Here is a 25,946-nt window from a genome sequence, read left to right on the forward strand (position 1 = left end):
TTGATCTGTTCTACTGGTAATTTAGAGTGTAGTTCGCTGTTGCCTGAAAGGCGCCGGTGGTCAAGGTTTTGTTACTCAAGGCTTCCGGTTCCCCTTCCACAAAGGCTCTAAAATTTAGCTGCATGGTGGCATCAGAAATAGCCACCGCGGTCGTCGGCGTATTAAGTAAAATCGCCGTGCCGTTACTCTCTTCAAAACCAATACCAATACCGCTGGCAGAATTAGGCGCGACCGGCGTAATCGCCAGGCGGTCGCTCATATTGGCATTTTCCGTCCCGCTAAAGGTCACGGTGATGGAATTAAAAACATCAGTGCTGCAATCCTGAAGCTCAATAACAAACGCTTTAGGCTGCGATTTCCCTTCCGCATAGAGCGTGCGGGTTGAAATCTGGCCAAAATCCACGGCGATGTTTTTTGACGAAGGCACGATACTGCAACCGTGGGAAACCACGGTTCCCTTGAAGTTTAGATCGCCGCCAATCAGCTCCCCGATTGCATGCGCCGGGGTGGCCACGGGTAGCGAACATATGAGTATCATTGATGCGATTAATTGACGCATGCTATCCCCTTACTGAAACTCAGCGACCACGGTGGCCGATGCCTGGAAATCCCCTTCGAGAACGTTGGTCCCGGCATTCGCAATCGGCGCGGCAGTCAGATTCCAGGTTCCCTGATTGTTATTAAAACCCGGGACGTCATAAAACTTATTCGCGGCGACTAAATTGCCGCCAGAATCTTTCAGGATAATGCCGAGATTAGAGCGGTCGACCGCGCCAGTCGTTCCTAAATAGTCGCTATTAAAGCTGGCGGTATTCGCCTGCTGAATTCCCAGACGTATATTAAAAGTGCCGGTAGCAAAACTTCCCCCTTCGCACTTCACCTGAATCGGCACGGACTGGCTATAGTTGTTGCCGTTTAGCAGTGAACCAGAGCTCGGGATGGTGTTAAAATCAACGGTAATCGGCGCACCAGAGTTAACGATACATTTGTCCGGTACGGTAATCACCCCAGAATTAATTCGGACAATCGACATTGGCGTACTGCCCATTCCAACGCTGTAATCCCCCAGACGACCATAAAGTTTGGCTATTTCAGTACCTAACAGGTTTACGCCGTTAACAATCGGCTTGGTGATCATAAACGTCACCCGCCCCTGAGCGCCGGACTCAAAGTTATTAAACTGAGTGGTGGGCGGCACGCATTTGTTCTGAAACGCCCGGTTAGACTCATTATTAAAAGGGACCGGAAGATATTCCATACGCTGACCACGGATATAAATTTCAATTTTCACATCCATGTAATCATTCAGTTTTAAATAGCCTGGCGAGCTCCCCTGCTGCAGCAGCGAAGCAGTAGCAGAGTAAAAAATAGCCTGATTTTCCATAGGGATAGTACAGCTGGCTATACCAGAGTATTGTTCACCCAGTGAGAAAATATAGGGAATAGTCGCCCCAATACTATTATTGGTAATATCTTGATTGGCCACATCGATATTATAGGTTTTAGGCCCGCCAACCGGCGTAATCTCCCCTTCAACCGCGCTGGCGTACTGGGATAATAGGCCGCCAAAAAGTAAAAGCGTGGCGCAAGATTTCCGCCCAATAACCATTGTCACCATCACAGATACTCCATTTTTAATCGCAGCAGTCCGCTAAAATTGCCCGCAGACACGTTTCGTCCGGTTGACTCCAGTACCGCCAGAAACGTCAGGCTGCTGTCGCCGGTTTTTACAACAAACGGCGGCTGGGTCTGGTTAATATCCAGCGCTCGCTCTTTGGTATCCAGCAGGCGAATACCAGCGCCGGAAATGCTGCCGGTCAGGCGCAGAAGCTGGCGATTATTCTCGTCCGACTCGCCGATAAAAGTGAGCTGTATCGCCTGCTCGCTGGTGGTGTAAAGATGTTTGCTATTGCCCGTTGTCCTGGATGCGATACTGTCGCGCGCCTGGGAAGCGCCTTTCAGACAATCCCTGAGTTCGACGCGAACCAGCACCGGCTGGCTACGGTCACCGGCCTGGTGAAAACGCCGGACGCTAATTTCGCCCATTTCAATAATCTGCAGGCGGCTTTGCGGGGCAAGCACGCAAGGCGAGGCATACACAGAGCCGTTGAAAATGACGTTACCGCCATCCTCCCCCTGATGATCCCGGTTATAGTGCTGCGGCTGTAGAGGAATATCAGCGTCGGCCAGCGCTGGCATACTGATACCGAATACAAACAGTGCTAATAGCGATAGGCGCGTTTTCATCATCAGGTTCCTCTTTAATTACCCTTGCTGCGATGGTGGCAGCGCTTTACAGGTATTTCCTTCACAGCGATATTTCAGCTCCGGATGTCCGCCATAATCATTCACATACATCATCGCAAAATCTCTGACGCCGCCATCGGTCACGCTAAACTCCAGACTGGATTTCGGCGCAATCATAATTCCCGGGAATTTGGTGATTTTTTCACCCTTAACGCGGGACAGGCTAATAATAGTGATGTAATAGGGCGTCGGATTTTGCGCGGTCATCTTATTTCCGCTCTTTTGAAAGACGACCTGGTCCTGCCATATTTCGCTTTTGCTTTTGGGAATAATAGCCGTCGGACGGAAAAATAATTTAATCCGCGACTGCATGGCCAGCTGCAGGACGTTAGCTTTATCCGGCTTAGGCGGAATTTCCCGCACGCTTAAATAAAACAGACTTTCGCGATCTTGCGGCAGCTGGTTGATACCATCTGTTTTTGTGACCCGCGCGACCCCTTTTTGCCCGCCGTTAATGCGCTGCAAAGGCGGTAAAACCACCAGTGGGGAGGTAATCTTGTTACCCTTGCTGTCTTCCACCCACGATTGCGCCAGAAAAGGAATATCCGGGCTGGTGTTGGTCAGATTCGCGCTCGCCGAGCTATCTTTACCGGTGATTATCAGACGCGTGCGATCCAACGAAACGCCCGCCTGGGCGGTACCGCTTACCGCCGCCAGCATCAGAACGCCCATCCAGCAGAGTTTGTTGCTTGTTATGCTCATTTTTGGCCTTTTATTACAGTCACTGTCATTTACACGGCAATAGCGCGGCTGTCGAACGACGCTCTATGGTTGGCGGGATGGTAATCTGACACTGCTTTTTCCCGCTCCACACTACGTTTAACAGCTCTTGAGGATTCACCCCTGCCAGCCATCCCTGCCCACCTTCCATAATCATCGATACGCTCACGCCATCACCGTTGATAACCTCGGCGCCAAACGGCGGGTAGGTACCGTCAGCCAGACGAATAATGCCCATCAATTTTTCACCCTTCGCCATGCCGAAGGTCTGATAGCCAATGGCGCCTTCGGTTAGCGTGGCGGTGCTGATAGCTTTCGCCGGCTCAATGGATTCCGACATCGCATCAACATCAACCCGGGTATCAAAGCTGTTGTAGCTCACGATGTCCGGAATAACGGCGATGCCGAAATTATTGGTTCTTGATTTCCCATCATTAAGCGGGACATCGCCAATACCGTTGGTATTCACCATCACGCGAGCCGTATTGAGCGTCGCGCCGCTGTTGTGAATCGCCGCTCCGTGTCGCGTCGCAGTAAAGCCGCCGCGCAGGGTGCTGCTCAGGGAAATATAGTGATCCTGCTGATAGCTGGCGTTGCTGTTGATTTCGGCATACTGCGAGCGACGCTGATAGTAGCCATCGACGTTGGCATAACCGCTCTGGCTTGCCCCTGCACGCAGCCGCCACAGGTTGTTGTAGTCGCTGCTGTCGGTATACGAGAGCATCGGGCTGGTTTTACCGTTATTGGTCTGCACGTCGAGGCCGGTCCATTTGCTGTCACCCACAGGAATCGAAAGTGAGAAAGCAATTGAGTCGTCTTTACGCCCTTCATAATCAGAACGGTAGGCCGAAATATTGGTGGTGATCCCCCGAATATTACCGACGTTAAATGAACGCCCTAACGAGATGCCATAGCGATCCTGACTGCTTCGATTCCAGTAATTCTGGTGGGTATAGGTCAGGAATACGGTCGTCGCCTTGCCCGGCTCATCGGCCCAGAACGTTTTGTTACCGGTGATGGTATACACTTCTTTTTCCCGGCCAAGACTGTCGTAACCTTCGTAACGCTCGTTGAGATATTGCGAGAAAGAACGGAAGTCCTCCTGCGAAAAGCGATATCCGGCGAAGGTAATTGAACTGTTATATTCGTCAAAGGTTTTCGCGTAGCTCAGCTTAAACGAGGTTCCCTTGAGCCGTTTTTGATTTGACTGCTTGCTGTAGGATTCCGTGGCATCCAGCGAGAGTGCGCCGAGCACGCTGAGATCGCGCCCAATACCGGCGGAAACCGCGGTATATTCGGCCCCTGCGCTTTGTAAGCCGCCATACAATGACCACGCGTTGGTAATCCCCCAGGAGAAATCGCCGGAAGCAAATCCTGGCCCCTGAATTTTATGGCTATAGCGGGACGGCGCGCCGACCGCGACGTTATAGCGCACGTAGCCAGGGCGCGTAAGATAAGGAATGTTGGCGGTGTTGACCTGGAAGGTTGAGATTGAGCCATCCTGCTCTTCTACCTGAACGTCCAGCGTACCGCGCACCGAGCTGCGTAAATCCTGAATGTTAAACGGCCCGGCGGGAACCGTAGTTTCATAGATAATACGCCCGCTCTGCTTCACCGTAACTTTGGCGTTAGTCTTAGCCAGGCCACGAATCTCCGGCGCGTAGCCCTGCAGGTTCGGCGGCAGCTGACGCTCATCGCTGGCGAGATTAAGCCCGGTAAAACGCACGGTATCGAAGACCTGAGAATCAAGATAGATCTCCCCTGCCGTTAGCTTTGCCGCCATCATCGGCAATGGGCGATAGGCGTAGATCTGATTCATGTCGAAATCAAACTGGTGCGTCGCGCTGTAATAGCTGGTCTGATATTCACCACGCAGGCGCCAGCCGCCGAGGTTAATCCCGGTCTGACCATATCCGCTCAGGGTGCTGTAATCTTCATGCATATCCAGCTGGCGGGTATATTGCCCGGTCAGACTATAGTCGAGCAAAAATCCGCCGATACCCTCGTCCCAGCGCTCCGGTGGCGTCCAGTTTGGATCGTTGTATTTCATATACGCCTGCGGAACGGTGATATTCAGTACACCGGCGTAGTTGCTGAGCGTAGCGCCCGGCAGGCTGAGCAGGTTATAACAATCCGCAAACGGCTGGGCGACCTTCAGCTGCGCTTCTTCTTTCAGGGCCAATCTTGAGAAGATTTCACCATTAATACAGGCCTGAGTATGCTTCTCATCCTTAGAAGCCAGATAACGAACCTTTTGCTGCCCCACGGCCTGGCCATTTATTTTAATATCCAATAAATATTCGCCCGGCGGAACATAGTTGTCGGTAGCAAAACGGGTTAAGTCGATATTATCGCGGTCGGCGGCATCCAGTACGTCGGTATTGAATTCCACATCACTTGAAGCGCAAGCCACAGAAGCACAGCAGAAAAAAAGCATCTGAGAGAGGATTATTTTTATTTTTAGTTCTGCTGACATGACTATTCATCCCGAATCAATCAGTAAAATATCGTGCGCGACAAACAAGCTAAAACAGAAATAGCTGGCTTGTTTCTAGTTGTAATCCATAAAAAAACGAGTAACGGCGTAGAAATCCCCGGCCTTAATATGTTGCTGAACGGGTACCAGCGAGGCGGTAAATTTCAGCGTATTATTTTCATCACTCAAAAGATAACCTGAAGAGGGTTCTCCAAAGGTTAATATTTCCCCATGGCGATCGCGAATTTGTATACCAAATCCCTTTCCCTCGCCATCCGGAATTAATACTGTGGGGTCTTGTGATGAAGCATTGCCGGTAAAAGTAATGGTGGCATAAGCACCAGGCGTTGATTGATTTTCGCTGCCGAAAGATTCACAGCCGACTAAGCGCACCAAAAAAGGCCGAATAAGTTTACCTTCTTGATCCATATTTATATCACGAGCGGAAATATTACCGAAATCCACCCACAGCTCCCGCGACTCAGGATCAATATCGCACGCGGCAGCAACCAGCTCCCCAGAAAGCGCCAGCTGCCCGGGCGTAAAATTAGTACTCGAAGCATGTCCGGAAAAGAGTAATACCGATACAAATAATGCCATCAGTCTCTTTTTCTCTGTATCCTTAACCATACTCAGAATTCCATATTATCTGGTACAAATTCCAATATCGCGGGGAGAAACCTCCCCGCGAGCGACAATTCAAAATCGATTATTGATAATCGATAGTGAAATTGATCGTTGACTGGAATGCACCCGCGGTTACGGTAGTTGTAGAACCGCTCGCTGCTGCTTCCGCTTTCAGGAATGCCACGAAAGGAATGGTGTTGGTACCGTCAACCAGAGTTACCGGAGTAGTCTGCGCGCCCCAGGTAACAGTCTGGCTAGCGCTGTCTTTCAGGCCGATACCTGCACCAGATGCGGTACCAGAAGTGAATGCAGCCAGAGTAGGATCGTTCGGGTTAACCGAAGTCGGGGTATAGGAAACAACGGCGCTGCTGGCGATGGTAGTATCGCAGTACTGCAGCTCGATGTTTTTGGTTTCAGTTGCCTGGCCACCGCCCTGCAGCAGGGAAACTGGAACCTGACCAAAATCAACGGTTACCGGGCTGGAAGACGGAGCTAAACCACAAGCGGTATTCACCAGCTCACCCTGAAGCTCAATCTGGCCATTAGTTGTATCAGCCAGAGCAGACATTGAGCCGAGAGCAGCAGTTAATGCCACAGCCATAGCAACTTTATTCAGTTTCATAGAAAATTCCTGCGTTATAAATTTTTATCCTAAAAGAGTAAGAGCTATTAAATTGCCAGGGTGTACCCTCATAACAATTTCCAGCCCTCCGCATCACCGAAAAATCCGTTTCAATAATTAGACTATTAATGAATATTAATAATTTAATTAAAGCCAGATCCCCCTGGTCGACAAAAATACTAACAAATCATTTTTTAGGTAAAAAGAAATACATTCATCAAAGAATTAAAAAAAGATTTAACCTCGCGAACAATGCCGCGTCAGAAAATTAACTCGCAGACCTCTGGGATATATCCTAAAAACAAATAGCGACAGGTAATTAATAGTTGAGGGGGTCAAGAGTTTACGGTTAAATAATTTTAACATAGATCACAATTTATTAACAAAGACATCTATAACATGTGTCCGGCTGCCAGCAGACTATAGTACAAAATTACGCAGCCGCTATGATTGGCCAGCAAAGTCAACCAGCGCCCACAGACAAAACCTTCTCTGTTCGCCAGTATAGCTTTATCCTCTGCCTCCCCTTCTCCCGGCAAGCCGCCGTCGCTTCTTGTTTTCCTGACCTGAAGACTCCGTTATCATGCGGCTTATGAGCAAATGAAAAGAAATGCACAATTTCACGGGAACCAATGAGCCAGCGCGCGACGTCATAAAAACGATAAACTTCGCTAACTCATTAAAACTTAAGAAAATGGACATCAAAAACTGATGAGTACACTAGAGAATCTTGACGCCCATACGCCCATGATGCAGCAGTATCTCAAGCTGAAAGCTCAGCATCCGGAGATCCTGCTGTTTTACCGGATGGGAGACTTTTACGAGCTGTTTTATGACGATGCGAAACGCGCATCTCAGCTGCTGGATATCTCGCTGACTAAACGCGGCGCTTCCGCGGGCGAACCCATTCCGATGGCCGGCATCCCGCACCATGCGGTAGAGAACTATCTGGCCAAGCTGGTTAATCAGGGCGAGTCGGTCGCTATCTGCGAACAGATTGGCGATCCCGCCACCACTAAAGGGCCGGTTGAGCGTAAAGTCGTACGCATTGTGACTCCCGGCACCATCAGCGATGAAGCGCTGCTGCAGGAGCGCCAGGATAATCTGCTGGCCGCTATCTGGCAGGACAGCAAGGGCTTCGGCTACGCAACCCTCGATATCAGCTCCGGCCGCTTTCGCCTGAGCGAACCTGCCGATCGCGAAACCATGGCGGCAGAGCTCCAGCGCACCAATCCCGCCGAACTGCTGTACGCGGAAGATTTTGCCGAGTCTTCGCTGATCGAAGGCCGCCGTGGCCTGCGCCGCCGTCCGCTATGGGAATTTGAAATCGACACCGCGCGCCAGCAGCTAAATCTGCAGTTTGGCACTCGCGATCTGGTCGGTTTCGGCGTGGAAAATGCTCCGCGCGGCCTGTGCGCCGCCGGCTGTCTGCTGCAATACGTCAAAGACACCCAGCGTACGTCATTGCCGCACATTCGCTCCATCACCATGGAACGCCAGCAGGACAGCATCATTATGGATGCCGCTACGCGCCGCAATCTGGAGATAACCCAGAACCTCGCTGGCGGTATTGATAATACGCTGCCCTCGGTACTCGACTGCACCGTCACCCCGATGGGTAGCCGTATGCTGAAGCGCTGGCTGCATATGCCAGCGCGCGATACCGCCCTGCTGGTAGAGCGCCAGCAGACTATCGGTGCGCTACAAGAACGTTACGCCGAGCTCCAGCCGATACTGCGTCAGGTTGGCGACCTCGAACGTATACTGGCTCGCCTTGCCCTACGCACCGCGCGACCGCGCGACCTGGCGCGCATGCGTCACGCTTTCCAGCAGTTGCCGGAACTGCGCGCCATGCTGGCCGACGTTGACTGCAAACCGGTACAGCAGCTACGTGAAAAGATGGGCGAGTTTAGCGAACTGCGCGAACTACTGGAGCGGGCAATTATTGATGCACCGCCGGTGCTGGTTCGCGACGGCGGCGTCATCGCCCCCGGCTATAATGCTGAACTGGACGAATGGCGCGGCCTGGCCGATGGTGCGACCGATTATCTCGATAAACTGGAAATTCGCGAGCGCGAGCGTCTGGGCCTGGATACGCTGAAGGTGGGCTATAACGCCGTTCACGGTTATTACATCCAGATTAGCCGCGGTCAGAGCCAGCACGCGCCAATCCACTACGTCCGTCGTCAGACCCTCAAGAATGCTGAGCGCTACATTATTCCTGAGCTGAAGGAGTATGAAGACAAAGTACTGACCTCCAAAGGGAAAGCGCTGGCGCTGGAGAAACAGCTGTATGACGAGCTTTTCGATATGCTGCTGCCGCATCTTGGCGACCTGCAGCAGAGCGCCAGCGCGCTGGCGGAGCTTGACGTGCTGGTGAACCTCGCCGAGCGCGCGGAAACGCTGAACTACTGCTGCCCGACCTTTAGCGATAAACCGGGCATTCGGATCAGCGAAGGCCGCCATCCGGTGGTTGAGCAGGTACTGAAAGAGCCGTTTATCGCGAACCCGCTACACCTTGCCCCGCAGCGAAGAATGCTGATTATTACCGGCCCGAATATGGGCGGTAAAAGTACCTATATGCGCCAGACCGCGCTAATCGCGCTGTTGGCCTATATCGGCAGCTACGTTCCGGCGGAAAAAGTGGAAATCGGCCCCATCGATCGTATCTTCACCCGCGTCGGGGCGGCAGATGACCTGGCCAGCGGCCGCTCAACCTTTATGGTAGAGATGACCGAAACCGCCAATATTCTGCATAACGCCACCGAGCACAGCCTGGTGCTGATGGACGAAATTGGTCGCGGTACTTCAACCTACGATGGCCTGTCGCTGGCGTGGGCCTGCGCGGAAAATCTGGCGAATAAGATTAAAGCTCTGACGCTGTTTGCCACCCACTACTTCGAGCTGACCCAGCTGCCGGAAAAAATGGAAGGCGTGGCCAACGTCCACCTTGATGCCCTGGAGCACGGCGACACCATTGCCTTTATGCACAGCGTGCAGGATGGCGCGGCCAGCAAGAGCTACGGCCTGGCGGTTGCGGCGCTGGCGGGGGTGCCAAAAGAGGTGATTAAGCGGGCGCGTCAGAAGCTGCGCGAGCTGGAAAGCATCGCGCCGAGCGCTGCCGCCACTCAGGTAGACGGTACGCAGATGTCGCTGCTTTCCGCTCCCGAGGAAACCTCACCGGCGGTTGAAGCGCTGGAAAACCTTGACCCGGATTCGCTGACCCCGCGCCAGGCGCTGGAGTGGATCTACCGCCTGAAAAGCCTGGTTTAGTTCCATTAATATGAAAAACGGCAGCGCTTAGCGGTGCTGCCGTTTTAGAAAACACGAGAATGGGTGCGAGAGGATGCGTCCTGACAACCAATACGCGGGGTCTCCCCCGCGCTGATGCTACTTCTTCGATTCGTAAGCGAGAACAGCTTTAAACTCCATACTACGCTCTTTAATACTCAGCTCACACAGCGAGCTTCGTACCAACAGCGTAAATCCCAGTACCGTAATACACAGTACGATGATTGCCACAAGGGCATATTTTGTCAGCATGTCTTGCCTCCCTGCAAAGAAGAGACTAACATCTGAATTGTCTGTGTTCATTCGTTAGCCTCAGTTGATAGAAATATCTCCTGGGGCTTTCGTCTATCTGAATCCTTATAAATGCTCAAAGCCAGATAGCCTCAAGCACCCGCCGCTATTCTATATTTTCCCGGCCGCCATGATTATCGGAAATTCGTTAAATGCGTTGCTTTTATTATCAACTGGAAGAAGGCTCGCAAACGTATCTGCTCTATCAACCATTTTGACATTTGAAAGATTAATTAATAAATATTTTTCATTGATTAACCAAACAAATAAAAAAGGCCCGACTAAGCGGGCCCGTTTATGTTAGCGTTTATCTTCCGCCAGCAGCGGTGGAATATGCGGTACCATCGGTGCTTCATCAATATCCTTCTGCGTCATACGGAACGCTTCCGGATAATGTTCCCGACTGGTGCGGCGTAGCGGCTCGGTATCGCGCCAGGTATAGAAACAGTGCTGGCACTGAAATACCGTCCAGACATCTTTTACCGGCGATTTTGCCAGCACTTCAATATGTTCATCGGCGCAACGTGGACAAATCATCTTTTTCTCCTTATTTACGGTTGGCCAGCATGGCGGTCAGTTTTTCAGCCCAGGCTTTGGTTTCAGGAAGATCCTGTACCGGCTGGCTGTAGTGGCCGCGGAGATCCGGCGCAACCGGCGTAGTGGCGTCGATAATCAGTTTGTCAGTGATGCCCGCCGGGCTGGAACCAGGATCAAGCTCCAGCACCGACATATTCGGCAACTGCACCAGATCCCCCGCCGGGTTAACCTTCGACGACAGCGCCCACATCACCTGCGGCAGGTTGAACGGGTCAACGTCTTCATCAACCATAATCACCATCTTCACGTAGCCCAGACCGTGCGGCGTGGTCATCGCCCGCAGGCCAACCGCGCGGGCAAAGCCGCCGTAGCGTTTTTTAGTGGAAATTATCGCCAGCAGGCCGTGGGTATACATCGCGTTGACGGCCTGCACTTCCGGAAACTCAGCCTTCAGCTGCTGGTAAAGCGGTACGCAGGTGGCCGGGCCCATTAGATAGTCGATTTCGGTCCACGGCATACCGAGATACAAAGATTCAAAAATCGGTTTTGTGCGATAAGAAACTTTATCGATACGCACTACCGTCATATTACGCCCGCCGGAGTAGTGGCCGGTAAATTCACCAAACGGCCCTTCGATTTCACGTTTGCGGCTTTCAATCACCCCTTCGAGGATCACCTCGGAACCCCACGGCACGTCGAAGCCGGTCAGCGGCGCGGTAGCAATAGGATATGGGCTTTCGCGCAGCGCACCCGCCATTTCATATTCCGACTGATCGTATTTCAGCGGCGTAGCGCCCATCAGGGTGATAATCGGATCGTTACCCAGGGTAATGGCAATCGGCAGGTCTTCACCGCGCTCTTCCGCTTTGTGCAGATGCAGCGCGATATCGTGCATCGGTACCGGCTGCAGGCCGAGTTTACGCTTGCCCTTCACCTCCATGCGGTAAATACCAACGTTTTGCTTGCCAAAATTGTCCGGGTCGAGAGGATCGCGTGAAACTACGCAGGCTTTGTCGAGATAAAAGCCGCCGTCGCCGTCATTGAGACGGAACAGGGGCAGAATATCGAACAGGTTGATCTCCTCGCCGTCGACGGTATTTTCCGCCCATGCCGGATTGGCCCGCCGCTCCGGCGACACCGGGAATTTATCCCAGCGACGAATAAACTCGTCGATCTGCTTTTTCACCGGCGTATTCGGCGGCAGGCCCAGTGAAATAGCGTGATTCTGCCAGGAACCAATAGTGTTCATCGCCACGCGAGCATCAGTAAAACCGCGAATATTGTCAAACCACAGCGCCGGCGCGCCATCGCCGATGCGCCCGGTGGCGTTTGCCGCCGCGGCCAGATCCGGCTCAGCATTCACTTCTTCGCTAATTTTCAGCAGCTGCCCCTGGTCGTCCAGCGCCTGTAAAAAGCCGCGCAAATCATCAAAAGCCATTATTCATTCTCCTGTGAAACATTCTCTACCGCCCGTAACCCGTTCCAGCGGCGCGCTTTGTGATACTCCAGCCCAAACTGATCCAGCACTCGCGTGACGACGTGGTCAGTGACGTCCTCAATAGTTTTGGGATGGTTGTAGTAAGCGGGCATGGGCGGCACCATCGCCACTCCCATGCGGGACAGAGCCAGCATGTTTTCCAGATGGATAGTGCTCAACGGCATTTCGCGCGGTACCAGTACCAGCTTACGCCCCTCTTTCAGCACCACATCTGCGGCACGCCCAACCAGCCCATCGGCATAACCAGCACGAATTCCTGCCAGCGTTTTCATACTGCAGGGGATAACAATCATGCCGTCGGTACGAAATGAACCTGATGAGATGACGGCGGCCTGGTCCGCCGGGCTATGTGAGAAATCGGCCAGCGCCGCCACTTCACGGGCGCTCCACGGCGTTTCCAGCTCAATGGTGGTTTTAGCCCACTTTGACATCACCAGATGCGTTTCCACTTCCGGCATCTCACGAAGCGCTTTTAGCAGCGCAACGCCTAACGGAGCCCCCGTCGCTCCGGTCATCCCTACGATTAGCTTCATCATCGCCTCATTAATTGTTCGTATACGAACATTTTTATTAAAACTACGCTTGATAAGCATTTCTCGCAAGTTTGTTCGTATACGATCGCATTTTTTATCAAAACAGGAAAAATGCTCAAACGCCTTGCGAACGGCTATCATAGAAACCGACGGTTTTATTACGGAGTTGTCATGGAGTTAAAAAACGAGGCGTTTCATATGCTGCGCCAGCTTTTTCAGCAGCACACCGCCCGCTGGCAGCTTGAACTGCCGGATCTGACCAAACCGCAGTACGCGGTGATGCGCTCAATTGCCGAGCATCCGGGTATTGAACAGGTGACGTTAACGGAAGCGGCGGTCAGCACTAAAGCGACGCTGGCGGAAATGCTGAGCCGAATGGAGAGCCGTGGGCTGGTTCGCCGCGAACACGATCCGGCGGACAAACGCCGTCGGTTTGTCTATTTAACCGCCGAAGGCGAAGCGCTGCTGGCGAACTCAATGCCGCTGGGCAACGCCGTCGACGAAGAGTTTTTAGGTCGGCTGAACGATGAAGAGCGCCAGCAGTTTTCGCAAATAATCCACAAGCTGATGGCGCAAGAACAAAAGAATTAACCCTGGCGTTGGCGTAAAAAATCGATGAATGCCCGGACTTTAGCCGGAACATGCTGAGCATCCGGGTAGACCGCGTACACTCCTTGGGGCGGAAAGCTAAATTCTGGCATTACCTGAACCAGCGAATTATCCGCCAGCGCGGCCGCCGCCAGCCATTCAGGCAGAAGCGCGATCCCGCAGCCCGCCAGCGCAAAAGCCATCAGCGCGCTGGCGCTATCCGCCGACAACCGTGGGGCCCGGTTAATTTCAAAGGCCACGTTCTCGTTATGCGGCCCGGTGAGCTGCCAGCGCAGCGGCGCGGTCAGACGTTCATGAATAATCCACTCCGCCTGGGCCAAATCTTCCAGCGTCTCCACGGCATGACGCGCCAGCCACGACGGGGCGGCAAGCGGAACAATAGCAAAGCGCGATATCAACGCCGCGCGATAACGTGAATCCGCCAGCGTTCCAAGGCGGATCGCCACATCAAAGCGCTCGGAGATTAAATCCGCGTGGAGAGACGATGAAACATGGCGAACGCGAAGCGCGGGATGGCGCTCGCTGAATTCCGCCAGCGCCGGAACAATCACCTGAGCGCCATATTCCGGCGTCGTCGTGATCCGCAGCTCTCCGCTCAGCCCCACATGGCAGCCCCGTACTTCATCCTGCAGATTTTCCGCCGCTTTCAGTAGCGCGACGCCGCGATGATAAAACAGCGAACCAGCTTCAGTCAGCGTAAGCCGCCGGGTCGACCGCAGCAGTAAGGTAACGCCCAGTTCGCTCTCCAGCTGGCGGACGTTAAAGCTAACCACGGCCTTGGTCTGCCCAAGCGCTGCGGCTGCAGCGGTAAAACTTCCGCTATCTACCACCGCCACAAACATCGTCATTCGCTGCAGGTTCAGCATCCTGGCACCCATTGTCAAAAAATTTCAGACAGTATATCTCTGAATGTCTCGTTTATTCTCGTCAATAAGCAGGTTTACAGTAGCGGCCTTCACAGAGGATTGAATATATGACCTATCGCCGCAAAGCCGCCGCCGTTTTTCTACTGGGTTTCTTTCTCGACTTAATCAATATGTTTATCGCCAGCGTCGCCTTTCCTGCGATGAGCCAGTCGCTGCACGCCTCGGTGAGCGAACTGGCATGGGTCAGCAACGGCTATATTGCCGGACTTACCCTGGTACTGCCGTGTAGCGCCTGGCTAAGCCAGCGGCTTGGTGCCCGGCGAATATTTCTGTTTTCGCTAAGTTTATTTAGCATCGGGGCTTTAGCGACGGGAATGGCCGACTCGCTGGCAAACCTTGTTATGTGGCGCGTTCTGCAAGGGATCGGCGGCGGGCTGCTGATTCCAATAGGTCAGTCGCTTACCTGGCAGCAGTTTAAGCCTCATGAACGGGCTAAACTTTCTGCCGCGGTGATGCTGGTCGGGCTGCTGGCTCCGGCGTGCTCTCCGGCTCTGGGAGGAGTACTGGTGCAATCACTGAGCTGGCGTTGGGTATTTTTTGCCAGCCTGCCGATAGCGCTACTGACTTTTAGCCTGGCAGCGCTTTGGCTTAAAGATGAGAAAAGCCTCGCCCGGCAGAGCGGCTTCTTACACCTCTCTTTACTGCGTGATCCGCTGCTGCGCTTTTCTATGCTGGTATACCTTTGCGTACCGGGGACGTTTATTGGCATCAACGTCGTCGGCATGTTTTATTTGCAAAGCGTAACGGGTATGTCGCCCTCCACCATCGGCGCTCTGATGCTTCCCTGGTCTCTGGCCTCGTGTATGGCGATCGTCACGACCGGCCGCTATTTCAATCGTCTCGGTCCCCGCCCTCTGATAATAGTGGGCTGTTGTCTGCAGGCCTTCGGGATCGCTATCCTGATCGGCGTCAATTCACATACTGCCAGCAGCATGCTGATCGCGGCATTTATCTTAATGGGGGCGGGCGGCAGTCTGTGCAGCAGCACGGCCCAAAGCAGCGCGTTTCTTAATGTAGCTAACCCAGATATGCCGGACGCCAGCGCGCTGTGGAATCTTAATCGCCAGCTCAGCTTCCTGATTGGTTCTGCTCTGCTGGCAGCGTTAGTGAGCGCTTTTTCACTTTACTGGCCAACATCGCTGGCCTGGCGCGGCGTATTTATCACCGCAGCCGTTGTTACTCTGGTGCCGCTGCTAAGCAGCCTGAACCTTAATAATCGGGCCATAATCATGCGCCTGCATAGCAAAATGGAAAACAAATGAATCACTACATTGAAGAAGTTATTGCCGCCCATGTAGTCATAGAAGAGTGGCTGGGTCAGGGTAAAGGAAGCGCAGACGCGCTAATGCAGCGTTTTAGCACGGAATTCAGCATGATCCCAATAAGCGGCATGCGAATGAATCATCAGGCGGTCAGCGCTTTTTTTCAGGGGGCTTGTGGCAGTCGGCCCGGGTTAAAGATTGTCATTGATAATGCCGCCCTACTTGCCGAATGGCACGATGGCGCGGCGGTAATGTATCGGGAAACCCAGCATTTGCCCGACAAAGCGCCAACAGTTCGCTGGTCTACGGCTCTCTTTTGTCAGCAGGGAGGTCAAATTATCTGGCGGCATCTCCACGAGACGGCGCTGATTTAAGGTGAGGTTAAAAGAAAAAGGCCCAATCGAACGATTGAGCCTTTTTTAAGAAAGGTTTCTTACTCGCGGAACAGCGCTTCGATATTCAGCCCCTGGCTTTGCAGGATCTCCCGCAGACGGCGGAGACCTTCAACCTGGATCTGACGTACGCGTTCGCGGGTCAGGCCAATTTCACGACCAACATCTTCAAGCGTGGCGGCTTCATAGCCCAACAGACCAAAACGACGAGCCAGCACTTCACGCTGCTTGGCGTTCAGTTCGAACAACCATTTGACGATGCTTTGTTTCATATCATCGTCCTGCGTGGTGTCTTCCGGGCCGTTGTCTTTTTCATCGGCCAGAATATCCAGCAGCGCTTTTTCCGAGTCGCCGCCCAGCGGTGTATCCACCGAGGTAATGCGCTCATTCAGACGCAGCATCCTGCTCACGTCATCAACCGGCTTGTCCAGCTGCTCGGCTATCTCTTCTGCGCTCGGCTCGTGGTCCAGCTTATGGGACAACTCGCGAGCGGTACGCAGATAGACGTTCAGCTCTTTAACGATATGGATCGGTAAACGAATGGTACGGGTTTGGTTCATAATCGCCCGTTCAATCGTTTGACGAATCCACCATGTCGCGTAAGTCGAAAAACGGAACCCACGTTCCGGGTCAAACTTCTCAACTGCGCGAATCAGCCCCAGGTTACCTTCTTCAATCAGATCCAGCAGCGCCAGACCACGATTGCCGTAACGGCGGGCTATCTTGACAACCAGACGCAGGTTACTTTCGATCATCCGGCGGCGTGACGCAACGTCACCACGCAGCGCACGACGGGCAAAATAAACCTCTTCTTCGGCCGTCAGCAGTGGGGAATAACCAATCTCACCTAAGTAGAGTTGCGTCGCATCGAGCACCCGTTGGGTTGCTCCCTGCGAAAGAAGCTCTTCCTCTGCCAGATCGCTATCACTGGGTTCCTCTTCAACTAAGGCTTTCTCATCAAAAACCTCGACTCCGTTCTCATCAAATTCCGCATCTTCATTTAAATCATGAACTTTCAGCGTATTCTGACTCATAAAGTGGCTCCTACCCGTGATCCCTGAGCAAAGCACTTTCGCTGAACATCGCTCAAACGACGCCCGGACGATAACCTTTTATACCCCCGGTAAAGAAGGTATGGTGGCCGCCCTGGCGCCTTTCTTAGTGACGTCGAGTTATCCGTACTTTGCCAAATTATCGCTGCGGTAAATACTGCAGCGGGTTAACGGATTTCCCCTTGTAACGAATTTCAAAATGCAAACGTGTCGAACTGGTACCCGTGCTACCCATGGTAGCGATTTTCTGCCCCGCTTTGATATCTTGTTGCTCTTTTACCAGCATCGTATCGTTATGAGCGTAGGCGCTCAGGTAATCATCGTTATGTTTGATGATAATAAGATTACCGTAACCGCGCAGTGCGTTACCGGCATAGACGACGCGCCCATCGGCGGTCGCGACAATAGCCTGTCCCTTACTGCCTGCAATATCAATACCTTTATTGCCGCCTTCGGCGCCACTAAAGTTCTCGATAACCTTGCCATCAGTCGGCCAGCGCCATGAAGAGATTGGCGAACTGGTTGACGTACTGCTTGCAGTCGATTGGGTTGTGCTGACAGCTGGAGCCGTAACTGGCGCGACGGTTGTTGTCGTCGCAGGCTTGTTATTCGGCAACATCTTATTAGCACTCTGTTCACCTGAAGATTCAGAATACGTAATAGTTGGTTGGGACGCAACCACCGCGGTGGATTTTTGTGCAGAATTTGCGCCCAGCATTCCACCGTTACTGGCCTGTACGCTGGCCTGAGCAACCGGGTTATCACCGGTAATTGGCTGACCAGACGCATTACCAACCTGCAGCGTCTGACCAACGTTCAGGGCGTACGGCGCGGGGATATTGTTGCGCTGCGCCAGATCGCGGAAATCATTACCGGTGACCCATGCGATATAGAATAGCGTGTCGCCGCGTTTAACTGTATAGGTACTGCCGCCGGTGTAGCTACCTTTCGGAATATCCCCATACTTACGGTTGTAGACAATTTTGCCGTTCACCGTCTGTACCGGCTCCTGAGCCATCGGTTGAATCTGCGTGGGCTGCGCCTGTACCGGTTGAGTTTGTACCGGACGTGCCTGCGGAACGTTTGCGGTACCGTTATTTGACGGAGGCGTAATCAGCATTCCGGAGTTGGTGCTGGAAGATGAAGCCCCGCCAGCCGAGCTGACCGGCGCAGGCGGATTGTTGGAATTGCTACAGCCTGCCAGCCAGAGTGACACCAGTGACAAAGCCGCAATGCGGCTTAAGGTAAATTTTGGGCTTCCCGCGCTCATTTATCCCCCAGGAATATGTTAACTACCAATATCATGCTCACCGGACGGTGCCGGCCAGGACACGAAAAATGCGTCCACCCTATGCCTAAATGCAGGCAAAAAAACCTGGAATAATCCGGGTTCAGGCCAACTCCCCTTTAACGAGGGGAACAAAGCGCACGGCTTCGACAGTATCAATCACAAACTCGTTGCCGCGTCGACGGATCCGCTTCAGGAACTGATGCTCTTCACCTACCGGCAACACCAGTACGCCGCCGTCGTCCAGCTGCGCCAGCAGTGCGTCCGGTATTTCCGGCGGTGCTGCGGTAACGATAATCGCGTCGAACGGCGCGCGTGCCTGCCAACCCTGCCACCCATCGCCATGACGAGTTGAAACATTATGTAAATCAAGTTGTTTCAGGCGGCGGCGCGCGTGCCACTGCAAACTCTTAATCCGCTCTACCGAGCAAACGTGATGCACGAGATGCGCCAGAATAGCCGTCTGATAACCCGAACCGGTGCCAATTTCCAGCACCCTTGAGTCCGGCGTTAGCGTCAGAAGCTCGGTCATCCGCGCCACCATATAGGGCTGCGAGATAGTTTGCCCCTGTCCAATCGGCAAAGCCGTGTTTTCCCATGCCTTATGTTCAAAGGCTTCATCAACAAACTTTTCTCGCGGCACCTGCGCAATCGCGTTCAGCACGCGCTCGTCAACAATGCCCTGAGTACGGAGCTGATTGAGAAGACTTTCAACACGTTTACTTACCATTGCGAATCAACCCCAACGCGATCCAGCCAGCCGCTAACCACCTCATGCGCGCCGTGGGCGGTTAAATCGACGTGTAGCGGAGTGACCGACACATAGCCTTCATCGACTGCGGCAAAGTCGGTATCCGGTCCGGCATCATACTTTTCACCCGGAGGACCAATCCAGTAAAGCGTATTACCACGCGGATCTTTTTGCGGGATGACCTGATCGGAAGGATGGCGGCTACCGCAGCGGGTAACGCGAATACCTTTGATCTGCTCAAGCGGCAGATCCGGCACGTTGATATTGAGAATGCGCCCGGTGCGCAGCGGCTCGCGGCTTAAAGCCCGCAGAATGGAACAGGTAACCGCAGCGGCGGTATCATAATGCTGATAGCCGTTCAGCGAGACGGCCAGCGCCGGAAAGCCCAGGTGACGGCCTTCCATCGCGGCGGCTACGGTACCGGAATAGATAACGTCATCACCAAGATTAGGCCCGGCGTTAATACCGGAGACCACAATATCCGGTCGCGGCCGCATCAGGGCATTCACGCCGAGATATACGCAGTCCGTCGGCGTACCCATCTGCACGGCGATATCGCCATTGTCGAAAGTGAAAGTGCGTAACGAAGACTCCAGCGTCAGGGAATTCGACGCTCCGCTGCGGTTACGATCGGGTGCAACTATCTGAACCTCAGCGAATTCCCGTAAGGCCTTCGCCAGAGTCTGAATCCCCGGCGCGTGTATCCCGTCATCGTTACTCAGCAATATTCGCATAGTCACCCGTTGTATTGATAAGCTCCCTTACTACGCTGGTGGCGAAGCTGCCCGAGGGCAGCCAGAAACGCAGTTCAACGGTAACGTCATCCCACCAGTTCCAGCTCATCTGCTGGGGATAAAGCAGCATCGCCCGTCGGGCTGCCTCTACTTTTTCACGCACCAGCAGCGCCTGTAGCTGCGTCTCTTCGGCCACAGCCGCCTGTTCGGCGGCCAGCGCATCCCGTTGGCTTCCCCAGTCGCCGCTGCCAACAAGCGCAGCGGTAATCATCAGTTCGCGGCTATCAACCCGCGCCTGGAGTTCCGTCAGTTCTTCAGAGGTCGCAACGAACCAGCTTCCGCGCCCCGCTAATTGTAGCGCATCGCCATCAACAACCTGATTAAATTCCGGTTTTTTTAATCTAATACCAACTTGTTGATTAAACAATGCGCTGCGGGCCGCCGACAACCAAAAACTGCGTTTATTACGATCGCGCACCGGCGCACCGTTCTCGGCCCAGCGCAGCGCCCCCAGCAGATTGCTGCCGCCAATACCGAAGCGTTGAGCACCAAAATAGTTAGGTACGCCATGCTCGACAATGGCCTGTAAACGCTTTTCAACATCGTCGCGGGCGCTGATTTCGCGCAGCACCAGCGTAAACTGGTTCCCCTTCAGCGCCCCGAGGCGCAGCTTGCGCTTATGGCGCGCGTACTCCAGTACCTGACAGCCTTCGAGCTGGAATTTGCTCAGGTCGGGCATCTCTTTGCCCGGCACTCGGGCGCACAGCCACTGCTCGGTTACCGCATGCTTGTCCTTTTGCCCGGCGAAGCTCACTTCACGCGCATGAATTTTAAGGAATTTTGCCAACGCGTCAGCGACAAAACGGGTATTGCAGCCGTTTTTAAGAATCCTGACGAGAAGATGTTCGCCTTCGCCATCAGGCGCAAAACCAAGATCCTCGACTACCACAAAATCTTCCGGATTCGCTTTCAGCAGCCCCCGACTCAACGGTTTCCCATGCAGATAAGTGAGGTCGTCAAAAGCAATCATTTATCCGCCTTATGCAGCAGCGCCACCGCTTCACAGGCAATACCTTCGCCGCGGCCGGTAAAGCCCAGCTTTTCAGTCGTCGTAGCTTTGACGTTAACATCGTCCATATGACAGCCGAGGTCTTCAGCGATAAAGACGCGCATCTGCGGAATATGCGGCAGCATTTTCGGCGCCTGGGCGATGATAGTGACGTCAACGTTGCCAAGGGTATAGCCTTTGGCCTGAATCCGCCGCCACGCTTCACGCAGCAGCTCGCGGCTATCGGCGCCCTTAAAGGCCGGATCGGTATCCGGAAACAGTTTGCCGATATCACCCAAGGCCGCCGCGCCCAACAGTGCATCGGTCAGCGCATGTAGCGCAACATCCCCGTCGGAATGCGCCAGCAGCCCTTTCTCGTAAGGCACGCGCACGCCGCCAATGATAATTGGGCCTTCACCGCCAAAAGCGTGTACGTCAAAACCGTGTCCAATTCGCATTAAGCCTTCTCCTGGTGTCGGGAACGGGTAAGGTAAAATTCGGCCAGCGCCAGGTCTTCCGGGCGCGTCACTTTAATATTATCAGCTCGTCCGGCAACCAGCTCAGGGTGGAAGCCGCAGTACTCCAGCGCCGAGGCTTCATCAGTGATGATAGCGCCTTCGTTAAGCGCCCGCGTCAGGCAATCAACCAGCAGTTCGCGAGGGAAAAATTGTGGCGTTAGCGCATGCCATAAATCGTTACGCTCAACGGTATGGGCGATGGCCGTTCTGCCCGGCTCCGCGCGCTTCATGGTATCGCGAACCGGAGCAGCCAGAATGCCGCCCGTACGACTGGTCTCGCGTAATTGAAGCAGACGACTGAGATCGTCCTGATGCAGACAGGGGCGCGCGGCGTCATGCACCAGCACCCAATCGGCTTCATCAATAACCTTCAGGCCTGCGAGAACGGAATCCGCACGCTCGGTGCCGCCATCAACGACGGTGATTTGAGGATGATTTGCCAACGGCAGTTGGCTAAAGCGCAGGTCTCCGGGGCTGACGGCAATCACCACCCGCTTTATCAGCGGGTTTGCCAACAGCGCGGCGACCGCGTGTTCGAGAATCGTTTTGTTACCGATTGAGAGATATTGTTTAGGGCATTCCGTTTGCATGCGGCGGCCAAAACCGGCTGCCGGCAGCACGGCGCAAACGCCCGGAAAAGTGGCTGCCATGTTGTAATCCTGGGCCTGTTTATCGATTATTCTGCTGTTGCCCCGCGGCCTGGTTGCGTTTGGACGCATCCGGCACCAGACGATAAAACGTTTCGCCCGGGCGGGTCATACTGAGTTCATTGCGCGCACGCTCTTCGATGGCTTCCTGACCGCCGTTGAGGTCATCAATTTCGGCGAATAGCTGATCGTTGCGCGCTTTTAATTTAGCGTTAGTCGCCTGCTGCGCGGAGACATCGTCATTAACCCGGCTATAGTCGTGCAGACCGTTTTTGCCAAACCACAGCGAGTACTGCAGCCAGACCAGCAAAGCCAATAACAGCAGCGTTAGTTTACCCATCCTGCCCCCTGAAAAACGGCATCATCATCCCACAACTCGCCCGAGTGCTCTACTCTGGCGCGCGGACGACGCCGCGTAACGCGGGGACTGTACCACATTTTTACCGTTGATACCCAGGCAAGATTCATTCGTAAAAAAGACTACCCCAGCAGCCAGAAGAACAGCAGACCGAACATCAGCCCGACGGTCAAAATCGTCGCACAAATGCTGTACTGAAGTTTACCGTCCAGCAGAGAATGCAGCGCGATGCCAACCACAACGGCAACCGGCATTAATGCCAGAAAGAACGGCCAGGTATAGAGAAGAAAAAATAGCGTGTTACTGCCATAGATCAGGAAGGGAATACCCAGCGCCAGCAGCCATGAAATAAAACCAACGGCGGCGCCCGACAGAGACCAGGTGGTCTCGTCGCCGGCTGCCGGTGGCGGTTCTGAACGAATAAGACTGATGTTCTGGGTATTGCGCATATCGAATCCTGTTGACCTGGCGAACGGCATCCATTGATGATGCCGCCGCCGTTTCAGGATCTGATAATATCGCTCTGTCGTAGCAGGTCTAATAGTTGGTGCACCAAATTTGTTACTAATTGTTCACCGTCGAGGTGAATCTCAGCCTTCTCCGGCGATTCATATACTGAATCAATCCCGGTGAAGTTGCGCAATTCCCCTGCCCGCGCCTTCTTGTACAGGCCTTTCGGATCCCGCGCTTCACAGATGGCCAGCGGCGTATCGACAAAGACTTCGATAAAACGTCCTTCGCCTATACGTTCGCGCACCATTTGCCGCTCTGCGCGATGCGGAGATATAAACGCCGTCAATACAACCAGCCCGGCATCGACCATCAGCTTCGCCACTTCCCCTACGCGACGAATGTTTTCTTTGCGGTCATCATCGCTGAATCCGAGATCGCTGCACAGGCCATGACGCACGTTATCGCCATCCAGTAACCAGGTGCTCACGCCGAGCCGATGCAGCTCCTCTTCCAGCGCGCCGGCAATCGTTGATTTTCCCGAACCGGAAAGTCCCGTAAACCAGACCACTGCACCTTTATGCCCATGCAGCGCTTCACGATCTTCACGCGTTACCGAATGGGCGTGCCAGACGATATTTTCGTCGTGCCGGGCCATTATTTGCCTCCCAACAGGTCGCGAGCATCCCAGTGCGGGAAGTGCTTACGAATAAGCTGGTTCAGCTCAAGTTCAAACGCGCTGTACTGCGAAGCACCCACCTGCGCCTGTGCGTTCGGCTCGCGTACCATGCCTGCGCCAACGGTGACGTTGGTTAAGCGGTCGATAAAGATAAGCCCCCCGGTGACCGGGTTATCCTGGTACTTATCCAGCACCAGCGGTTCGTCGAAAGTGAGATCCACAAGGCCAATGCCGTTCAGCGGCAGAGATTCCACTTCACGCTGGGTCAGATTGTTGATATCCACCTGGTACTGAATGCCGTCTACGCGGGCGCGGGTTTTCTTACCGGCGATTTTAATATCGTAGCTCTGGCCGGGAGTCAGCGCCTGCTCCGCCATCCATACCACATCAACGCTGGCGCTCTGTACCGCGGGCAGAGAAACCGCCGCATCCACCAGCAGGTCGCCGCGGCTGATATCAATTTCGTCCTTCAGCACGATAGTGATCGCTTCACCGGCCGCCGCTTCCGGCAGGTCGCCGTCGAAGGTGACAATACGCGCAACGGTGGATTCCACGCCCGACGGCAGCACCTTCAGACGTTGCCCGACGGTCACGCGACCGGACGCAACCGTACCGGAAAAACCACGGAAGTCGAGGTTCGGACGGTTAACATATTGCACCGGAAAACGCAGCGGCTGGCTCTCCACCACGCGCTGAATCTGAACGGTTTCCAGCACTTCCAGCAGCGTCGGGCCGCTGTACCACGGCATTTTATCGCTCTGGCTGGCGACGTTATCCCCTTCCAGCGCCGAAAGCGGCACGAAACGAATATCCAGGTCTCCCGGCAGCTGTTCCGCGAACGTCAGGTACGACTCACGAATGCTGTTAAAGGTCTCTTCGCTAAAATCAACGAGATCCATTTTGTTCACCGCCACCACCAGGTGTTTGATCCCCAGTAGCGTCGAAATAAAGCTGTGACGGCGAGTTTGATCGAGCACGCCTTTGCGGGCGTCGATCAGCAGGATCGCTAGATCGCAGGTGGAAGCGCCGGTCGCCATATTACGGGTATACTGCTCGTGCCCCGGAGTATCAGCGATAATGAACTTGCGTTTCTCGGTAGAGAAGTAGCGATAGGCGACATCAATGGTGATGCCCTGCTCGCGCTCGGCCTGCAGGCCATCCACCAGCAGCGCCAGATCCAGTTTTTCACCCTGAGTACCGTGGCGCTTGCTGTCATTGTGCAGGGAAGAGAGCTGATCTTCATAAATCTGACGGGTATCGTGCAGCAGACGGCCAATCAGCGTACTTTTGCCGTCATCGACGCTGCCGCAGGTGAGAAAGCGCAGCAGGCTTTTGTGCTGTTGGGCGTGCAGATAGGCTTCTACCCCGCCCTCATCGGCAATTTGTTGTGCAATAGTGGTATTCATGGCGGCTCCTTAGAAATAACCCTGACGTTTCTTCAGCTCCATGGAGCCTGCCTGGTCGCGGTCTATCACCCGCCCCTGTCGTTCGCTGGTGGTCGATACCAGCATCTCTTCGATGATCTCCGGCAGCGTTTGCGCGTTGGATTCCACCGCGCCGGTCAGCGGCCAGCAGCCGAGAGTACGGAAGCGCACCATCTGTTTCTTGATCATCTCACCGGGCTGCAAATTGATGCGATCGTCGTCGATCATCATCAGCATGCCATCGCGCTCCAGCACCGGGCGCTCTGCCGCCAGGTACAGCGGCACAATTTCAATATTTTCCAGATAGATGTACTGCCAGATATCCAGTTCGGTCCAGTTGGAAAGCGGGAAGACGCGGATGCTTTCGCCTTTGTTAATCTGGCCGTTGTAGTTGTGCCACAGCTCCGGACGCTGATTTTTCGGGTCCCAGCGGTGGAAGCGATCGCGGAAGGAGTAAATCCGCTCTTTGGCGCGAGATTTCTCTTCATCGCGGCGCGCGCCGCCGAATGCGGCATCGAAGCCGTATTTGTTCAGCGCCTGCTTAAGACCTTCGGTTTTCATAATGTCGGTATGCTTGGCGCTGCCGTGCACGAACGGGTTAATGCCCATCGCCACGCCCTCTGGATTTTTATGTACCAGCAGTTCGCAGCCGTAGGCTTTAGCCGTACGGTCGCGGAACTCGTACATTTCGCGGAATTTCCAGCCGGTATCGACGTGCAGCAGCGGGAACGGCAGGGTTCCAGGATAAAACGCTTTGCGCGCCAGATGCAGCATCACGCTGGAATCTTTACCGATGGAGTACATCATCACCGGGTTAGAGAATTCGGCGGCCACCTCACGAATGATATGGATGCTTTCTGCCTCCAGTTGCCGCAGGTGAGTAAGTCGTTTTTGGTCCATAACCGT

General features: G+C 54.0%; 28 protein-coding genes. 4 read left to right on the forward strand and 24 right to left on the reverse strand.

The annotated features are described in order from the left end of the window. Positions 1-10: 10 nt before the first annotated feature. The 7 genes from GJ746_RS19805 to GJ746_RS19835 all read right to left on the reverse strand — a co-directional run bounded on the left by GJ746_RS19805 (position 11) and on the right by GJ746_RS19835 (position 6,752). Positions 11-559 (reverse strand): fimbrial protein, encoded by a 549-nt coding sequence (locus GJ746_RS19805; RefSeq protein ID WP_154681723.1) that lies wholly within the window; start codon positions 557-559, stop codon positions 11-13. A 9-nt stretch (positions 560-568) separates the two neighbouring features. Next, entirely contained in the window at positions 569-1,618 is a 1,050-nt protein-coding gene (locus GJ746_RS19810) for a fimbrial protein (protein WP_154681724.1), read from the reverse strand. Beyond that, positions 1,618-2,247, reverse strand: coding sequence for a fimbrial protein (locus GJ746_RS19815; RefSeq protein ID WP_154682782.1), 630 nt, complete (start codon positions 2,245-2,247; stop codon positions 1,618-1,620). The genes GJ746_RS19810 and GJ746_RS19815 overlap by 1 nt, the downstream gene beginning before the upstream one ends. A gap of 18 nt (positions 2,248-2,265) precedes the next feature. Continuing rightward, the gene (locus GJ746_RS19820; RefSeq protein WP_154681725.1) at positions 2,266-3,009 is read right to left on the reverse strand and encodes a molecular chaperone; all 744 of its coding nucleotides are present in this window, start codon (positions 3,007-3,009) and stop codon (positions 2,266-2,268) included. A 25-nt stretch (positions 3,010-3,034) separates the two neighbouring features. Continuing rightward, positions 3,035-5,503 carry a fimbria/pilus outer membrane usher protein gene (locus GJ746_RS19825; RefSeq protein ID WP_154681726.1) on the reverse strand — a complete coding sequence of 823 codons (2,469 nt, stop codon included), beginning with the start codon at positions 5,501-5,503 and terminating at the stop codon, positions 3,035-3,037. A gap of 75 nt (positions 5,504-5,578) precedes the next feature. Continuing rightward, complete coding sequence (locus GJ746_RS19830; protein WP_154681727.1) at positions 5,579-6,133, reverse strand: fimbrial protein; 555 nt, start codon at positions 6,131-6,133, stop codon at positions 5,579-5,581. A 79-nt stretch (positions 6,134-6,212) separates the two neighbouring features. Beyond that, positions 6,213-6,752, reverse strand: a complete 540-nt coding sequence (locus GJ746_RS19835; RefSeq protein WP_004124241.1) for a fimbrial protein — start codon at positions 6,750-6,752, stop codon at positions 6,213-6,215. 711 nt (positions 6,753-7,463) lie between these two features. Here GJ746_RS19835 and mutS point away from each other — a divergent pair. Next, positions 7,464-10,025 (forward strand): DNA mismatch repair protein MutS, encoded by a 2,562-nt coding sequence (gene mutS / locus GJ746_RS19840; protein WP_154681728.1) that lies wholly within the window; start codon positions 7,464-7,466, stop codon positions 10,023-10,025. A gap of 117 nt (positions 10,026-10,142) precedes the next feature. On the opposite strand, the gene GJ746_RS19845 is transcribed toward mutS, so the two are convergent. The 4 genes from GJ746_RS19845 to GJ746_RS19860 form a co-directional block, all read right to left on the reverse strand. Further along, on the reverse strand, positions 10,143-10,295 hold the full coding sequence (locus GJ746_RS19845; protein WP_073970757.1) for a Hok/Gef family protein: 153 nt from the start codon (positions 10,293-10,295) through the stop codon (positions 10,143-10,145). 339 nt (positions 10,296-10,634) lie between these two features. Continuing rightward, positions 10,635-10,871, reverse strand: a complete 237-nt coding sequence (locus tag GJ746_RS19850; protein ID WP_154681729.1) for a non-oxidative hydroxyarylic acid decarboxylases subunit D — start codon at positions 10,869-10,871, stop codon at positions 10,635-10,637. A 10-nt stretch (positions 10,872-10,881) separates the two neighbouring features. Next, entirely contained in the window at positions 10,882-12,309 is a 1,428-nt protein-coding gene (locus tag GJ746_RS19855; protein ID WP_154681730.1) for a non-oxidative hydroxyarylic acid decarboxylases subunit C, read from the reverse strand. After that, positions 12,309-12,902: a non-oxidative hydroxyarylic acid decarboxylases subunit B gene (locus GJ746_RS19860; RefSeq protein ID WP_154682783.1), complete on the reverse strand. Its 594-nt coding sequence runs from the start codon at positions 12,900-12,902 to the stop codon at positions 12,309-12,311. The genes GJ746_RS19855 and GJ746_RS19860 overlap by 1 nt, the downstream gene beginning before the upstream one ends. A gap of 171 nt (positions 12,903-13,073) precedes the next feature. On the opposite strand from GJ746_RS19860, the gene GJ746_RS19865 reads away from it, so the two are divergent. Continuing rightward, on the forward strand, positions 13,074-13,493 hold the full coding sequence (locus GJ746_RS19865) for a MarR family winged helix-turn-helix transcriptional regulator (RefSeq protein ID WP_154681731.1): 420 nt from the start codon (positions 13,074-13,076) through the stop codon (positions 13,491-13,493). Here the strand turns inward: GJ746_RS19865 and GJ746_RS19870 are convergent. Beyond that, positions 13,490-14,377 carry a LysR family transcriptional regulator gene (locus tag GJ746_RS19870; RefSeq protein ID WP_154681732.1) on the reverse strand — a complete coding sequence of 296 codons (888 nt, stop codon included), beginning with the start codon at positions 14,375-14,377 and terminating at the stop codon, positions 13,490-13,492. The two genes, GJ746_RS19865 and GJ746_RS19870, sit on opposite strands and share 4 nt — an antisense overlap. A gap of 107 nt (positions 14,378-14,484) precedes the next feature. On the opposite strand from GJ746_RS19870, the gene GJ746_RS19875 reads away from it, so the two are divergent. Together GJ746_RS19875 and GJ746_RS19880 are read left to right on the forward strand one after the other, a co-directional pair. Continuing rightward, positions 14,485-15,699 (forward strand): MFS transporter, encoded by a 1,215-nt coding sequence (locus GJ746_RS19875; RefSeq protein ID WP_154681733.1) that lies wholly within the window; start codon positions 14,485-14,487, stop codon positions 15,697-15,699. Continuing rightward, positions 15,696-16,073: a DUF4440 domain-containing protein gene (locus GJ746_RS19880; protein ID WP_154681734.1), complete on the forward strand. Its 378-nt coding sequence runs from the start codon at positions 15,696-15,698 to the stop codon at positions 16,071-16,073. The genes GJ746_RS19875 and GJ746_RS19880 overlap by 4 nt, the downstream gene beginning before the upstream one ends. Positions 16,074-16,132: 59 nt before the next feature. Here GJ746_RS19880 and rpoS read toward each other — a convergent pair whose 3' ends face one another. The 12 genes from rpoS to cysD all read right to left on the reverse strand — a co-directional run bounded on the left by rpoS (position 16,133) and on the right by cysD (position 25,940). Further along, the gene (gene rpoS, locus GJ746_RS19885) at positions 16,133-17,125 is read right to left on the reverse strand and encodes an RNA polymerase sigma factor RpoS (RefSeq protein WP_004104962.1); all 993 of its coding nucleotides are present in this window, start codon (positions 17,123-17,125) and stop codon (positions 16,133-16,135) included. A gap of 157 nt (positions 17,126-17,282) precedes the next feature. Then, positions 17,283-18,413 (reverse strand): murein hydrolase activator NlpD, encoded by a 1,131-nt coding sequence (gene nlpD / locus GJ746_RS19890; protein ID WP_154681735.1) that lies wholly within the window; start codon positions 18,411-18,413, stop codon positions 17,283-17,285. Positions 18,414-18,534: 121 nt separating this feature from the next. After that, complete coding sequence (locus GJ746_RS19895) at positions 18,535-19,161, reverse strand: protein-L-isoaspartate(D-aspartate) O-methyltransferase (RefSeq protein WP_154681736.1); 627 nt, start codon at positions 19,159-19,161, stop codon at positions 18,535-18,537. Then, a complete protein-coding gene (gene surE, locus GJ746_RS19900; protein ID WP_154681737.1) occupies positions 19,155-19,916 on the reverse strand; it encodes a 5'/3'-nucleotidase SurE in 762 nt (253 codons plus the stop codon). The genes GJ746_RS19895 and surE overlap by 7 nt, the downstream gene beginning before the upstream one ends. After that, positions 19,897-20,946, reverse strand: coding sequence for a tRNA pseudouridine(13) synthase TruD (gene truD, locus GJ746_RS19905; RefSeq protein WP_154681738.1), 1,050 nt, complete (start codon positions 20,944-20,946; stop codon positions 19,897-19,899). Before truD ends, surE begins: the two co-directional genes overlap by 20 nt. Continuing rightward, positions 20,943-21,422 (reverse strand): 2-C-methyl-D-erythritol 2,4-cyclodiphosphate synthase, encoded by a 480-nt coding sequence (gene ispF, locus GJ746_RS19910; protein WP_154681739.1) that lies wholly within the window; start codon positions 21,420-21,422, stop codon positions 20,943-20,945. Before ispF ends, truD begins: the two co-directional genes overlap by 4 nt. Beyond that, entirely contained in the window at positions 21,422-22,132 is a 711-nt protein-coding gene (gene ispD / locus GJ746_RS19915) for a 2-C-methyl-D-erythritol 4-phosphate cytidylyltransferase (RefSeq protein WP_154681740.1), read from the reverse strand. The genes ispF and ispD overlap by 1 nt, the downstream gene beginning before the upstream one ends. Positions 22,133-22,151: 19 nt before the next feature. Continuing rightward, positions 22,152-22,469 (reverse strand): cell division protein FtsB, encoded by a 318-nt coding sequence (gene ftsB / locus GJ746_RS19920; RefSeq protein WP_004104977.1) that lies wholly within the window; start codon positions 22,467-22,469, stop codon positions 22,152-22,154. A 140-nt stretch (positions 22,470-22,609) separates the two neighbouring features. Then, positions 22,610-22,936, reverse strand: a complete 327-nt coding sequence (locus GJ746_RS19925; RefSeq protein ID WP_154681741.1) for a DUF3561 family protein — start codon at positions 22,934-22,936, stop codon at positions 22,610-22,612. A gap of 53 nt (positions 22,937-22,989) precedes the next feature. Next, positions 22,990-23,595 (reverse strand): adenylyl-sulfate kinase, encoded by a 606-nt coding sequence (cysC, locus tag GJ746_RS19930; RefSeq protein ID WP_154681742.1) that lies wholly within the window; start codon positions 23,593-23,595, stop codon positions 22,990-22,992. After that, on the reverse strand, positions 23,595-25,022 hold the full coding sequence (cysN, locus tag GJ746_RS19935; protein WP_154681743.1) for a sulfate adenylyltransferase subunit CysN: 1,428 nt from the start codon (positions 25,020-25,022) through the stop codon (positions 23,595-23,597). The genes cysC and cysN overlap by 1 nt, the downstream gene beginning before the upstream one ends. 9 nt (positions 25,023-25,031) lie before the next feature. After that, positions 25,032-25,940 (reverse strand): sulfate adenylyltransferase subunit CysD, encoded by a 909-nt coding sequence (gene cysD / locus GJ746_RS19940; RefSeq protein WP_004104981.1) that lies wholly within the window; start codon positions 25,938-25,940, stop codon positions 25,032-25,034. Between the last annotated feature and the right edge of the window lie 6 nt (positions 25,941-25,946).

The sequence above is a fragment of the Klebsiella oxytoca genome, from assembly GCF_009707385.1.
GTDB lineage: Bacteria > Pseudomonadota > Gammaproteobacteria > Enterobacterales > Enterobacteriaceae > Klebsiella > Klebsiella oxytoca_C.

Bases quoted from the DNA above. Each gene is read 5' to 3' on its own strand.
- GJ746_RS19805 (WP_154681723.1), bottom strand. From the start codon at position 559: ATGCGTCAATTAATCGCATCAATGATACTCATATGTTCGCTACCCGTG.
- GJ746_RS19810 (WP_154681724.1), bottom strand. From the start codon at position 1,618: ATGGTGACAATGGTTATTGGGCGGAAATCTTGCGCCACGCTTTTACTT.
- GJ746_RS19815 (WP_154682782.1), bottom strand. From the start codon at position 2,247: ATGAAAACGCGCCTATCGCTATTAGCACTGTTTGTATTCGGTATCAGT.
- GJ746_RS19820 (WP_154681725.1), bottom strand. From the start codon at position 3,009: ATGAGCATAACAAGCAACAAACTCTGCTGGATGGGCGTTCTGATGCTG.
- GJ746_RS19825 (WP_154681726.1), bottom strand. From the start codon at position 5,503: ATGTCAGCAGAACTAAAAATAAAAATAATCCTCTCTCAGATGCTTTTT.
- GJ746_RS19830 (WP_154681727.1), bottom strand. From the start codon at position 6,133: ATGGTTAAGGATACAGAGAAAAAGAGACTGATGGCATTATTTGTATCG.
- GJ746_RS19835 (WP_004124241.1), bottom strand. From the start codon at position 6,752: ATGAAACTGAATAAAGTTGCTATGGCTGTGGCATTAACTGCTGCTCTC.
- mutS (WP_154681728.1), top strand. From the start codon at position 7,464: ATGAGTACACTAGAGAATCTTGACGCCCATACGCCCATGATGCAGCAG.
- GJ746_RS19845 (WP_073970757.1), bottom strand. From the start codon at position 10,295: ATGCTGACAAAATATGCCCTTGTGGCAATCATCGTACTGTGTATTACG.
- GJ746_RS19850 (WP_154681729.1), bottom strand. From the start codon at position 10,871: ATGATTTGTCCACGTTGCGCCGATGAACATATTGAAGTGCTGGCAAAA.
- GJ746_RS19855 (WP_154681730.1), bottom strand. From the start codon at position 12,309: ATGGCTTTTGATGATTTGCGCGGCTTTTTACAGGCGCTGGACGACCAG.
- GJ746_RS19860 (WP_154682783.1), bottom strand. From the start codon at position 12,902: ATGAAGCTAATCGTAGGGATGACCGGAGCGACGGGGGCTCCGTTAGGC.
- GJ746_RS19865 (WP_154681731.1), top strand. From the start codon at position 13,074: ATGGAGTTAAAAAACGAGGCGTTTCATATGCTGCGCCAGCTTTTTCAG.
- GJ746_RS19870 (WP_154681732.1), bottom strand. From the start codon at position 14,377: ATGCTGAACCTGCAGCGAATGACGATGTTTGTGGCGGTGGTAGATAGC.
- GJ746_RS19875 (WP_154681733.1), top strand. From the start codon at position 14,485: ATGACCTATCGCCGCAAAGCCGCCGCCGTTTTTCTACTGGGTTTCTTT.
- GJ746_RS19880 (WP_154681734.1), top strand. From the start codon at position 15,696: ATGAATCACTACATTGAAGAAGTTATTGCCGCCCATGTAGTCATAGAA.
- rpoS (WP_004104962.1), bottom strand. From the start codon at position 17,125: ATGAGTCAGAATACGCTGAAAGTTCATGATTTAAATGAAGATGCGGAA.
- nlpD (WP_154681735.1), bottom strand. From the start codon at position 18,413: ATGAGCGCGGGAAGCCCAAAATTTACCTTAAGCCGCATTGCGGCTTTG.
- GJ746_RS19895 (WP_154681736.1), bottom strand. From the start codon at position 19,161: ATGGTAAGTAAACGTGTTGAAAGTCTTCTCAATCAGCTCCGTACTCAG.
- surE (WP_154681737.1), bottom strand. From the start codon at position 19,916: ATGCGAATATTGCTGAGTAACGATGACGGGATACACGCGCCGGGGATT.
- truD (WP_154681738.1), bottom strand. From the start codon at position 20,946: ATGATTGCTTTTGACGACCTCACTTATCTGCATGGGAAACCGTTGAGT.
- ispF (WP_154681739.1), bottom strand. From the start codon at position 21,422: ATGCGAATTGGACACGGTTTTGACGTACACGCTTTTGGCGGTGAAGGC.
- ispD (WP_154681740.1), bottom strand. From the start codon at position 22,132: ATGGCAGCCACTTTTCCGGGCGTTTGCGCCGTGCTGCCGGCAGCCGGT.
- ftsB (WP_004104977.1), bottom strand. From the start codon at position 22,469: ATGGGTAAACTAACGCTGCTGTTATTGGCTTTGCTGGTCTGGCTGCAG.
- GJ746_RS19925 (WP_154681741.1), bottom strand. From the start codon at position 22,936: ATGCGCAATACCCAGAACATCAGTCTTATTCGTTCAGAACCGCCACCG.
- cysC (WP_154681742.1), bottom strand. From the start codon at position 23,595: ATGGCCCGGCACGACGAAAATATCGTCTGGCACGCCCATTCGGTAACG.
- cysN (WP_154681743.1), bottom strand. From the start codon at position 25,022: ATGAATACCACTATTGCACAACAAATTGCCGATGAGGGCGGGGTAGAA.
- cysD (WP_004104981.1), bottom strand. From the start codon at position 25,940: ATGGACCAAAAACGACTTACTCACCTGCGGCAACTGGAGGCAGAAAGC.